The sequence below is a fragment of the Candidatus Poribacteria bacterium genome (assembly GCA_026702755.1).
Taxonomy (GTDB): domain Bacteria; phylum Poribacteria; class WGA-4E; order WGA-4E; family WGA-3G; genus WGA-3G.
The window spans coordinates 1-11606 of the sequence record JAPPBX010000075.1 but is presented as its reverse complement, the minus strand read 5'-3'; the positions used below and the strand labels follow the sequence as shown (position 1 = coordinate 11606).

10 protein-coding genes are annotated in these 11606 nt (G+C 47.3%); 1 reads left to right on the top strand and 9 read right to left on the bottom strand.

The genetic code is table 11. The features are described from left to right. Positions 1-8 precede the first annotated feature (8 nt). From OXH39_13665 to OXH39_13655, 3 genes are read right to left on the bottom strand one after another with little or no spacing between them, the layout of a single operon-like run. Positions 9-587, bottom strand: coding sequence for a hypothetical protein (locus OXH39_13665; GenBank protein MCY3551503.1), 579 nt, complete (start codon positions 585-587; stop codon positions 9-11). Between the two features lie 20 nt (positions 588-607). Beyond that, the gene (locus tag OXH39_13660; protein ID MCY3551502.1) at positions 608-814 is read right to left on the bottom strand and encodes a hypothetical protein; all 207 of its coding nucleotides are present in this window, start codon (positions 812-814) and stop codon (positions 608-610) included. 21 nt (positions 815-835) lie between these two features. Then, the gene (locus OXH39_13655) at positions 836-1306 is read right to left on the bottom strand and encodes a hypothetical protein (protein MCY3551501.1); all 471 of its coding nucleotides are present in this window, start codon (positions 1304-1306) and stop codon (positions 836-838) included. 224 nt (positions 1307-1530) lie between these two features. Here OXH39_13655 and OXH39_13650 point away from each other — a divergent pair, with 224 nt between their 5' ends. Next, on the top strand, positions 1531-3426 hold the full coding sequence (locus OXH39_13650) for a hypothetical protein (protein MCY3551500.1): 1896 nt from the start codon (positions 1531-1533) through the stop codon (positions 3424-3426). A 26-nt stretch (positions 3427-3452) separates the two neighbouring features. Here the strand turns inward: OXH39_13650 and OXH39_13645 are convergent, their stop codons facing one another. The 6 genes from OXH39_13645 to OXH39_13620 all read right to left on the bottom strand — a co-directional run bounded on the left by OXH39_13645 (position 3453) and on the right by OXH39_13620 (position 11283). After that, positions 3453-4913, bottom strand: coding sequence for a CoA-acylating methylmalonate-semialdehyde dehydrogenase (locus OXH39_13645; protein MCY3551499.1), 1461 nt, complete (start codon positions 4911-4913; stop codon positions 3453-3455). A gap of 13 nt (positions 4914-4926) precedes the next feature. Beyond that, a complete protein-coding gene (locus tag OXH39_13640; GenBank protein ID MCY3551498.1) occupies positions 4927-6375 on the bottom strand; it encodes a S41 family peptidase in 1449 nt (482 codons plus the stop codon). 205 nt (positions 6376-6580) lie between these two features. Next, the gene (locus tag OXH39_13635; protein ID MCY3551497.1) at positions 6581-7066 is read right to left on the bottom strand and encodes a hypothetical protein; all 486 of its coding nucleotides are present in this window, start codon (positions 7064-7066) and stop codon (positions 6581-6583) included. After that, a complete protein-coding gene (gatA, locus tag OXH39_13630) occupies positions 7063-8544 on the bottom strand; it encodes an Asp-tRNA(Asn)/Glu-tRNA(Gln) amidotransferase subunit GatA (protein ID MCY3551496.1) in 1482 nt (493 codons plus the stop codon). The genes OXH39_13635 and gatA overlap by 4 nt, the downstream gene beginning before the upstream one ends. Before the next feature lie 154 nt (positions 8545-8698). Further along, entirely contained in the window at positions 8699-9031 is a 333-nt protein-coding gene (gene gatC / locus OXH39_13625; protein ID MCY3551495.1) for an Asp-tRNA(Asn)/Glu-tRNA(Gln) amidotransferase subunit GatC, read from the bottom strand. A gap of 83 nt (positions 9032-9114) precedes the next feature. Beyond that, positions 9115-11283, bottom strand: coding sequence for a UvrD-helicase domain-containing protein (locus OXH39_13620; protein ID MCY3551494.1), 2169 nt, complete (start codon positions 11281-11283; stop codon positions 9115-9117). Positions 11284-11606 lie beyond the last annotated feature (323 nt).

Sequence of the window (11606 nt, the reverse complement as noted above, 5' to 3'; positions counted from 1 at the left end):
TTATTGTATCACAATCTTGTTTTAGAGAGTGGTCTAAATTTCCGGTGGCAGTACACCGCAATGGCTTTATCATACTCGCCAATGTAGCTGTAGGCATTGCCGCGGCTAATGTAGTCTTCAACTATTTTCGGATTGAAAGTCAGGCTTGCAGTGTAAAGTTTAATGTTTTCTTCAGCCTCTGCCCTATTCTCAATCAGGTCACGAGGATAACCACCGTTAAGTTCCTGACAAATCCTGATAAACCCTATGAATCCGGCAGCTCCAAGTTTATTGATAAGAACCTGATTCCCGATTTCAGAAATCTCAATATCTGTCATTTTTTGGATTTCGCTTTGAGGCATAGCAAATCTTTTGGCGCGTGCGCGTTCTTCCGCTTCCCTTGCCGCACGTCTATCTTGGATCCGCTTGACGATAGTGTCAATATCGGGCTGATCCGCCAACAATTTATGCCGATCAACAGAGTAATCACCTTTCCCCGGTTTGCACTGCCGAGTAAACCTCGTCACCTCAGAGGCACCGAGTTTCTCTGTAAGGATTTTAAGTCCTATTTCGTAAAGTTCATCATCTGTCATTTCTAATGTATTCATCACACGCCTTGTTCCATTTTTTATTGATTATCAACTAAGGCTTCAAGGATCCACTCACACACGGCGGGTCCCAATTCCGCAAGGACTTCTATTAGCATGCCGAATTCATTCTGCGATGCAGCTTCATCTTCAGTAACAACTTCATCCTCAGTCTGATTTTCGTAATAATCAATGACGCTTTGCACACGTTCCTCATCCCAGTCAGGGGGAAATTTATTCTCTTTCATCGTCTGCTTCTCCAGCATCCGCTAATCGCGTGGTTCGGTTGTTGACATCTGTCCAGCCTTTACCAAACTCGCATCGTTATCTGGCTGGGGCTGCGGCCGGTCAATAGGTTGATCCCTATTGAGTTGTTTGAAATGCTGTGTGATGAACCGCAACAACCCGTAAGCACCAAGGCTATCGGCAAGGACTTTAAACCCGAATTCATAGATCTCAATATCGGTGAGTTCCAATAAACCTTTTCGCCACGCGGCGATTCTTTCAACTTTAACGCTTTCTTCTTTTGCTTGCAACACTTTTTCCGCTTGAGTCTGCTTCGCCATCGTGAGGATATCTGGGTCGTCGGATAGCCATTTATGTCGCTCAGCAGTGTAATCATAGTCACGTGGTTTGCATTTCTGCAGAAACTGTGCAGCATACGTCGTACCCATTTGCTCTGTAAGTTTTTTAGTCCCAAGTTCATAAAGTTCAAGATCCGTCATCTCTAAGATGTCCATTCTCTGTCTCCCGTAACCATGTATAAGGATTCTCAACATGGATGTGAAGCCGATCCCGATATTGTTTGCCGGATAATTACCTACACGCAATTATACCATAATTCACCTTCAAATCGCAAATTGTTTCCGTTACGTAAAAATATAAATTTCACGAATACATAAAAATATGATATACTACAACCAACTGTACCCCAAAGATTCCACCCCTTCATAGGAGCAAAGAGATGACCTTCCCAACGATTGAAGCACAGACACGACTCCAGACACCACCGACGTGGGCAGTCCTTGAACGTGAACTAATTGACAAAATCAATGATGCAGCTCCGCAGGTTTTGAAGAAATACACACGTCCAGATGGAACGTTGTATTGGCCAACACATCCAGATTTTCAAAGTTTTGATGGATTAGATGATGCTTATGAGAGTTTCCATAACTGGCCCCTCTTCTACATGCTTGGTGGCGCCGCGCAGTTCTTGGTAGATGGGCAAACCGAATTTGATGTTATCACGAAGGACATGACACGATTCGGTTCAGGACACGACTATCCGATGGTCGTTAAAGAGTATCAACCCGGATATGACTGGTTTCACCAAAGCGAAGGGAACTATCTGTTTTATATGCTGTGTATGGCGGATCCGTCACATACAAAGAATGTTGAACGCGCGATACGGTTCGCAGGATTCTTTTTGAACGAAGACCCTGATGCACAGAATTACGACCCGGAACACAAAATCATCAAGTGTGCGATGAACGGGAGTAAAGGACCAGCATTTTGGATCCTTGAAAGAGAATCTTTTTATCCCTCAATGGGTTACAATTTGCCGTTTATTGATGTTCCGGGCTGCACAAGTCGTGATGTGATGCTGGAAAGGGAAGAATTGCGCGATCTGATGGGACGCATTATCTATGAACGACAAGGAAAAGGGGACGCAGTCGGCAATCTCGCTGCAACGACGCTTGCTACCAATGCATATATGTTCACAGGTGAAGAGAAATATCAGGCATGGGTTCAGGAATATGTTGATGCATGGATAGAGCGCACAAAGGAAAATGGTGGAATTGTGCCGGATAACGTTGGGCTTTCGGGCATAATCGGTGAACATATAGATGGCAAGTGGTATGGTTCACGCTATGGCTGGAGTTGGCCCCATGGGTGGCATAGCGTTGGTCAGGCAGTCAGTGTTGCTGCACAGAATGCAGCACTCCTTCACAAAGATTTGACGTATATGGACTTCCCGCGTTCCCAGATTGATGTGCTCATACAGCACGGTATAGAACACAACGACCAACTCTATGTGCCGCAGAAGTATGGTGATCCTGGAATTGCAAACTATACGCCTGGTCCGTGGATGCAGTATCCAATAACAAACGAGGATGGCACGACGCTACAGATTGACGGCTGGTTTGAATTCATGCCGATGCATCCGTCTGATGTGGCACATCTGTGGGCAATGTCAATGGACGATGCTGATCAACAGCGTGCGGAGCAGATCGCTAAAAAGACAGGATCCAAATTTGACATCAACGCGTGGCATCATACGAAAGATAGTGGTGGACGCGATGGCGGGTGGCTCGCGTATATGCGAGGCGATTATCCTGAATATCCAGAAACAATCCTCAATCATAACCTATCGCAAGTTGAACAACGCCTCAACTACATGGAAAATGATGAGGAAGATCCAGCAGGATACGGAGACGCTTATTTCCAGAGACGCAACCCCGTTACATGTGAAGGACTTGTTCAACTCACGTGTGGTGGTCCATTGCCTCACTACAACGGCGGGTTACTCGTGACACGGGTCCGGCATTTTGATGCACAGCAGAAGCGACCGGGACTTCCACCGGATGTTGGTGCCTTGGTTACTGAAATGACAACCGACACCACCAGACTGCAGCTCGTCAATCTCAACACCACAGAACCGCGGGAGGTCGTTGTGCAAGCGGGTGCGATGGGTGAACACAATTTCACTTCAGTGAACGTTAACGACGGTCAGAATAGGGACACCGTCCCGGTTAATGGAACTTATCTGCACATCCACCTACCACCTAACACGGAAATTGATTTGGAATTAGGGATGGAGCGTTTTGTCAATGCGCCATCATATAGACAACCTTGGTAAACAAGCGGTAGTAGATAGGTGTCAATTTACGCCCAACGTTCAACGACAACCTTCTTCTGCGTAAAGAAGTCCACAGCATCCCAACTCTGACCGTGGAGATCCCCAAAGAAACTATCCTTCCAACCACTGAAAGGGAAAAATGCCATCGGTGCAGCGACCCCGATGTTAATGCCGATATTGCCGATCTCCGCCTCATAACGGAATTTTCGGGCAGACGCACCACTACTCGTAAAGAGACACGCCATATTGCCGTAACTTCCGCCATTGATAAGCGCGATTGCATCATCAATCGTCTCAACATGGATGAGCCCTAAGACGGGTCCGAAAATTTCGGTTCTGGCAATCTCGCCTTCCGGGTTGAGGTCGTTGAGCACTGTCGGTCGAATGAAATTACCGTTTTCACCACCGGAAATACTCGGATACCTGCCATCAACAAGGAGTTGCGCCCCCTCATCCACACCCGCCTGAATCAGTCCCTCAATTCGGCTCTTACTCTCGGCAGTGATGACGGGACCCATTTCAACCCCTTCTTCCAACCCGTTTCCGACAACCCGATCGGTGGCGGTGTCAGCGATGGCTTCTGTGAACCAGCCACGTGCCTCACCAACAGTTAGCGTAAGGGATGCCGCAAGGCACCTTTGTCCAGCACACCCGAACGCACTTTCAGCCGTAGCATTGACAGTAAACTGCGGGTCAGCATCTGGAAGGACAATCAACGGATTTTTCGCGCCACCTTGACACTGGACGCGTTTACCGTTTGCTGCAGCTTTCGCATAGATGGCTTTCGCGGTTGCTGTCGCACCGACAAAACTGATGGCTCGGATCTCTGGATGCGTTAAGATCGCATCTACAGTCTCCCTGCCACCATTAACGAGGTTCACAACGCCTTTAGGGAGTCCGGTCTGTTCCAGCAGCTGAAACACCTTTTGCATTGTGAGTGGCACTTTCTCCGAGGGTTTGACGATGTAGGTGTTGCCACAAGCAATCGCATAAGGTAGAAACCAGAAGGTAATCATTCCGGGAAAGTTGAAAGGCGCGATTGCAGCACAGACACCAACAGGCTGACGAATCATAAACTCATCAATTCCGCTCGCGATATCTTCCAAGTTCGTGCCTTGCATGAGCGTCGGAATACCGCAGGCGACCTCAACATTCTCAATGGCGCGCCGCATCTCACCCTTTGCCTCGTCAAGCGTTTTACCACACTCCAGTGTAATCGTTCTGGCGATATCGTCTAAGTTTTCTTCTAAAAGATTCTTCAAAGCGAAGAGGTATTGAATGCGTTGGACAGGTGGTGTCCGTCGCCATTCTTGGAGCGCAGCGGCGGCAGCTGTCGCAGCCTGATCAACCTCCGCAGCGGGTGAAAGCGGCACCTGGGCGAGCACCTCACCTGTTGCTGGATTCGTAACGTCAAGTAATTCATCTGCTGCGGATTGTTGCCATGTACAATCAATATAATTCGGCAGTGACGTTTGTACGTCAGGCATCAGATTCCCTCCTTCAATCCTTCTTTGCGAAGAGTTCAAGCACTTTCAACTGTTCCATAGCGGCGACGATTTGTGGATCATGTTCAAGTTCGTCACGTGGGTCTTCCGTAATTTCAGCAAGGGCGTATTTCATACCAATATCGCTGAGAACAATCTGTTCCTCTGTAAGCGCGTCCGCCAAACGTTGGTAACTCCTCAGGAGCTTTACGGCATGCCGGTCATCGCGAGGTGCATCCTCCGCAGTGGCGAGTTTCGTTAACACATCGTCGCCGTGGTCTTCTATGAAGGTTTTGAGTTTCTCGTGATTCCGAAGCTTCAAATGCATTTTCTGCTCAGAAAAACTAAACCCCGGTGATTCAACATCGGGCATGATACCGACTTTATCAATGCCAACCCCGCTCGGCGTGTAATAACTTGCGACGGTTAATTTCACAGCAGCTTTTGAATTACTTAGTGGGAATATGCGTTGCACCGATGCTTTACCGAAGGTTCTACTACCCATAACCAATCCCCGTCCGTGGTCCTTTACGGCCCCCGCAACGATCTCAGAAGCACTCGCACTACCACCATCAACAAGCACAATCAGCGGCAAATCCGCTCTTTTCGCCCCTTTTGCCTTGAAGTTATCCCGCTTTTCAATTCCCTGACTATAAACAACAAGCTGATCCGGCTCAAGAAAGTCACTCGCAATATCGACAGCCGAAGTGAGGAGCCCACCGGGATTATTGCGAAGGTCGAGAATAACACCTCGCACATTTTGCTTCTTGAAGTCAAGCAAGGCATTATCCACGTCGTTAGCCGTTGTCTGAAGGAACTGATTGATTTTGATATAGCCGATCTTATCTCCGATAACATTTGGCTCGACGCTCGGGATCCGAATGACTTCACGCGTGATAGCAAGCTGAATCGGACGGCTCTCACCCTCGCGCACAATCGTGATGGAAACTGGGGTCCCCGGTTCACCACGTAACAGGTTAACAGCTTCAGACAGCGACATGACTGCTGTCGATTCATCTTCAATGTGGCTGATGATATCACCGTTTTGCACGCCAGCCAGTGCAGCAGGATTATCCTTAAAGGGTGTAATCACAGTCAGCATATCTTCTCGAATACCGACTGTCATGCCAAGACCACCATAATTGCCATAGTTCTGGGTCTGAAATTCACGATAGTCCGAAATGAATTGGCTGTATGGATCCAATTTGCGAAGCATACCCTTGATGGCACCTTCTACGATCTCTTTGGTCTCCGGTGTATCAAGATGTCTTTGTTGGACATGAGCGAGAATCTCTGAGAATAGCGCGAGATTTTCGAGGAGTATATCATCATCCGTTTTTTCGGTTTCTTCCGAACTCCAACCGAAGGGTACAAACGCGCAGATAAGACCTATCAATACAAAGACGTGAAAACAGGTTCTGGGCGAAATTTGTAGATTCCCAAAACCCCCTGTTAAAAGTTTCATTGTCTATTTCCTCCTGCTGACGTATTGGCTATCAGCCATCAGTCTTCGGCATTAACCATCAACTCGTGCTTTAGCAAAAGTATCTGTAGGCGAGTTGATGGTTAAGGTAAAGAGGCGCGTGTGGCCGGTGAAAACAATGTTGACGGCTACAGACTGATAGTCAACAACCACTCCGCCAAAGAGATGGAATTTGCGTAAATTTTAGTTAGTAAAGATAATTTCGTAGCCACTGGCTACTTGGAATACGAAAAGCAAAAAAGGCAGCTGCTGCAAAGAAGAGCAGGTCGTAGATGCCACTCATCCGTGTCCGCATTAATTCCCAGACAGATTGTCCTTTAAACACAGTTTTCGCGATCGGCATGGCTTGCGCTATCGATATATTATGCTCTTGGCTTAGCTGTTCCGCGATCTGTGCGACTGCATTCCACTGGACATCAAAATATTTCCCAATAAAGATACCGAGTATAGCGAAAAAGGCAGCGGCAATACTCACAACGCGCCACATCGTTTTTGCCTCACGTTCAAGGCAGCGGCTACTCGTGAGGAGTATCCCTACGCCAGTCAATACACCGATGCCAATAGCAACGAAGCCATCAATGCGTCCTGTCCACTGGATATATTTTGCCCAAAGCGCGCCGCCTATCACTGCACCAATGAGACCACCAATCGGTGCCGCTAAATTGTTCATCATGAAACAACTCCGTCAGTTCCGATTTGCGGTTTCTGGCAATGGTGCTCAGTGTTCTGCTCGAAGGTATAAGCAACTTGCAGGACCTTTTCTTCGGCAAAAGGCGCGCCGAGAAGTTGTAACCCAACGGGCAATCCGCTCTCTACAAAACCACACGGTACAGAGATACCGGGTAACCCAGCGTGACTCGCTGGTGTCGTCATAACATCCGAAAGATACATTTGCAACGGATCGGCAGTCCGCTCACCTATTTTGAACGCTGGCGTCGGCGAGGTCGGTGTTGCGATAACGTCGACCTTCTCAAACGCGGCATCAAAATCAGATTTGATTAGCGTCCGTGCCTTTTGTGCCTTTTTATAATAAGCGTCTTGGTAGCCCGCACTCAGTGCGAAGGTGCCGAGCATAATCCGGCGTTTTACTTCCTCACCGAACGCTTCACTCCGCGTCTTTTTATACATCCCGATTAGATCCTCAGGATTCTCATGTCGGTATCCATAGCGGACTCCATCATATCTCGCGAGATTCGCGCTCGCTTCGGCAGGAGCGATAATATAGTAGGTCGCGATCGCATATTCCGTGTGTGGCAATGAAATCTCTTCAACGGTTGCGCCGAGACCTTCAAGCACAGCAATCGCAGTATGTATGCAATCAGCAATTTCTGCGTCCAACGCCGACGTGAAATATTCTTTGGGGACACCGATCTTCAAGTCTTTCACATCGTTGATGAGGCTCTGTGTAAAATCTGGCACCGGAATATCAACAGAGGTTGCATCCATCGCGTCACTTCCACAGATAGCATTCAGGACCAGCGCACAATCGGTGACATCTTTGCTAAATGGACCAATCTGATCGAGCGAAGAGGCAAACGCCACCAAACCATAACGAGAGACGCGCCCATACGTCGGTTTCATCCCGACGACACCACAGAGTGCAGCGGGTTGGCGAATCGAACCCCCAGTATCTGAACCGAGCGAACAGATCGCGGTATCCGCAGACACAACAGCGGCAGAACCACCGCTGGAGCCGCCGGGTATAGTGTCCAAGTCCCACGGGTTATGCGTAATCTGATACGCTGAGTTTTCGGTCGAGGAACCCATAGCGAACTCGTCCATATTCGTCTTTCCGACCATCACAATGCCCTGCTCATGAAGTTTGGTCATGACAGTCGCATTGTATGGAGGGACGAAGGTTTCAAGGATTTTAGAGGCACACGTTGTGCGCACACCCTTCGTGCATATCACATCTTTAATCGCGATCGGGATACCTGCCAAAGATGGCATCTCGTCCCCGTTTTGAAAACCTGTATCCGCGCGACCCGCCTGTTCTAAAGCCAACTCCTTCGTTAGCGTCAGGTACCCCTTGACATGAGGTTCCACAGCATCAATACGCGCATAGACAGATTCCGCCAACTCTACAGCAGTAATTTCCCGATTTTTGAGCTTTTCGTGCAAGGCGTGTGCCGTCAATTCACAAAGCGACATTCAGTTATCAGTTATCAGTTATCAGTTATCAGTCATCAGTTAAAGAGAAGAGCAGAACCTGCGCGTAAGCCTCTTGCTCTTAACTGAAAACTGAAAGGTTTCTGAAAGAAAACCGAACTGAAAACTGATGACTCCTCCTCTGAAAAGTATTTTTTTAGTGGCTGCGGTCAACTACTCTCGGAACGCCGAAATATCCCTCTTCAGCCTCAGGGGCGTTCGCGATGACCTCTTCGCGTGGATAGGAAGGTTTGACAACATCAGGTTTGGCGACATGCGTCGCGTCAGCCTGTGAACATAAGATGAAAACTTGATGCGGATGGATGTGCGATGTCGGCGGCACATCATCCGTCTCCAGTTCATTCAACTTCCCGATATAATCAAGTATTCGGGCAAGCTGCTCGGTGAAATGCTCTGTTTCTTCCTTGTTAAATTCAAGGCGAGCCAGGTTCGCGACATGGTGTACGCCTTCGGTGGTAATCGTTGCCATTTTTCCTATTTCAATCTCCTTATTCTTCGGTAGGAGGGAACTCCAATTCCCGACTCCTTCCTTTAACTGAACGGCTCCGCCTATTAATAATCAGATATCGTCAGTGGTGCAAGTGAAGCGGCGAATTGCTTCGTCATGCCAGCACGACTAAACCGAACAGTGACATAAACATCTTGTCCCGCTCCACTGATCTTCGTTACCTTGCCTCTCCCGAACTGCGGATGATCAATAATCTGATCAACGTAGTAATCTGATGACTCTTCGGAAACCGATTCATACGCGGACTCTGCTTCTAGGAATGGAGAATGGTATCGGTCAACGCGTTTGATAAGATGATCCGGAATCTCAGAGATAAAGCGTGATGGAGCACGGTATTCTGAATTACCAAACATTCGTCTTGAATCCGCATGAATAAGATAGAGCCGCTCCATCGCTCGCGTGATTCCGACGTAACAGAGGCGACGTTCTTCCTCTATTGCGGCTTCCGTTGCCTCATCAATAGATCGTTGATGCGGTAGATACCCCTCCTCCACACCGACAATGAAGACAAATGGGAATTCCAACCCTTTGGCACTGTGCAGGGTCATCAACGGCACTATATTCGTCTCATCAGTTTCCATAGCATCTACATCCGTTGTGAGGGCAACATTTTCTAGATAATCGGCGAGGGTCGGTATTGAAGAATCGGACTCGTACTCAGTAACCGCACTAATCAGTTGTTCAATATTTTCAATCCTACCCTGCGCCTCAAGCGTGTTCTGACTCTCAAGATTTTCAAGATATTTTGTGGTCTGTAAGACATGATATAAGGCATCGGAAGGTAGGATATCGTTACTTAAGTCGTCAAAGATTTTATTGAACCTTCTGACCTTTGCCTTAATACCACTACTAATTTGCGAGATCTCATTAACGCGCTCGACTGCCTCAAACAAGGAAATTTGTTCGGTGACTGCAAAATCAATGAGCCGCTGGATCGTTTTCATGCCGATACCACGACCTGGAACATTGATAATACGCCGGAGACTAATTGAATCATCAGGATTGCACATCACACGAAGATAGGCAAGGAGATCCTTAATCTCCATCCGATCGTAGAAACCGACACCACCGACAATCTGATACGGAATGTTTGCTGCCCGAAGTGCCTCTTCAAAGATTCGAGATTGTGCAGTAGTCCGGTAAAAAATGGCGAAGTCTGCGTAATTAACTCCTTCCACGTGCAAATTTTCAATCTGCGTGGCGACGTAGTTAGCTTCGTCACTCTCGTTGATTGCTTCATAGCAAATGACAGGATCGCCTTCCTCGTTTTCAGTCCAGAGTTTTTTCGGCTTTCGTGCTTTGTTGTTACGGACGACATTCCACGCCGCATCTAAGATATTTTTTGTAGATCGGTAGTTTTGTTCTAAAGGGAATACCTTGGCATCATCTCCGTAATCTTTTTCAAAGTTAAGAATATTTCTGATATCGGCACCACGAAAGGCATAAATAGATTGATCATCGTCTCCAACAACACAGAGATTGCCTTCAGGTTCAGCTAGTCGTCGCACGATTCTATATTGACACTGATTCGTATCTTGAAATTCATCAACAAGAATGTACCTAAACTTGCGCTGATAGTTTTTAAGTACATCTGGATAATCTTCAAACAATTCTAAAGTAGAGAGAAGTAAGTCGTCGAAATCAAGGGCATTATTTCGACGGAGCAAATCTTGATATATAGGGTAAACCTGCGCGACAATCTCTTCAAAGTAGTCACCTGCAATGTCGGCATATGCAGCGGGTTTGAGGAAATCGTTTTTCGCACGGCTAATATGACTTAGGATGGCACGCGGATTATGTTGTTTGTTTTCATATCCAAGTTTCTTGAGAGCCTCTTTGACAACAACCGCCTGATCAGTCGTGTCAAAGATCGTAAAAGCGCGGGTATAACCTTCTAATTTATCAATCTCTTGTCGTAAGATTCGAGCGCAAGTTCCATGAAAGGTTGCCACCCAAACGTCTTTACTAATGTTCTCACTAATTAGAACATCAAGCCGTTCCTTCATTTCATTCGCAGCCTTATTCGTAAAGGTCACAGCGAGGATGCGGAATGGAGAAATACCGTGGCGTTTGATTAGGTAGGCGATGCGGTGTGTGATGACACGCGTTTTGCCGCTACCCGCTCCAGAAAGCAGGCAAAGAGCAGGTCCCTCAACATGCTGGACGGCTTCGCGCTGAACATCATTTAAGGAATTTAAAAGCTTATCGGTCAAGTTCTACCCCTTGTCTTGCAGTATTTAAAGAGAGACACACTGGGGTGCCGTAACAGACTTACAAGCATCCGGTACAGTGCCTTAATTTCATGCTATAAAGTATACACGATTTGGAATTAAATTTGCAAGGGGAAAATTTCAGATGCGATCCGTTCTTGACTGTCGGACATGGTTTCGTTAAAAGGCGAAAAGGCATCACCTGCGCTCGAAACATAACAGGAACTGTGGCTACCGTCGCAGGTGATGCGTTGTTGCGCTGTACTTAAATGAGGGTGTTTCATAAATCATTAATATTCTATCGAAAGACAGTTTTAATGTGTGTG

Coding starts and splice junctions, on each gene's coding strand:
- OXH39_13665 (MCY3551503.1), bottom strand. CDS start 587: ATGAATACATTAGAAATGACAGATGATGAACTTTACGAAATAGGACTT.
- OXH39_13660 (MCY3551502.1), bottom strand. CDS start 814: ATGAAAGAGAATAAATTTCCCCCTGACTGGGATGAGGAACGTGTGCAA.
- OXH39_13655 (MCY3551501.1), bottom strand. CDS start 1,306: ATGGACATCTTAGAGATGACGGATCTTGAACTTTATGAACTTGGGACT.
- OXH39_13650 (MCY3551500.1), top strand. CDS start 1,531: ATGACCTTCCCAACGATTGAAGCACAGACACGACTCCAGACACCACCG.
- OXH39_13645 (MCY3551499.1), bottom strand. CDS start 4,913: ATGCCTGACGTACAAACGTCACTGCCGAATTATATTGATTGTACATGG.
- OXH39_13640 (MCY3551498.1), bottom strand. CDS start 6,375: ATGAAACTTTTAACAGGGGGTTTTGGGAATCTACAAATTTCGCCCAGA.
- OXH39_13635 (MCY3551497.1), bottom strand. CDS start 7,066: ATGATGAACAATTTAGCGGCACCGATTGGTGGTCTCATTGGTGCAGTG.
- gatA (MCY3551496.1), bottom strand. CDS start 8,544: ATGTCGCTTTGTGAATTGACGGCACACGCCTTGCACGAAAAGCTCAAA.
- gatC (MCY3551495.1), bottom strand. CDS start 9,031: ATGGCAACGATTACCACCGAAGGCGTACACCATGTCGCGAACCTGGCT.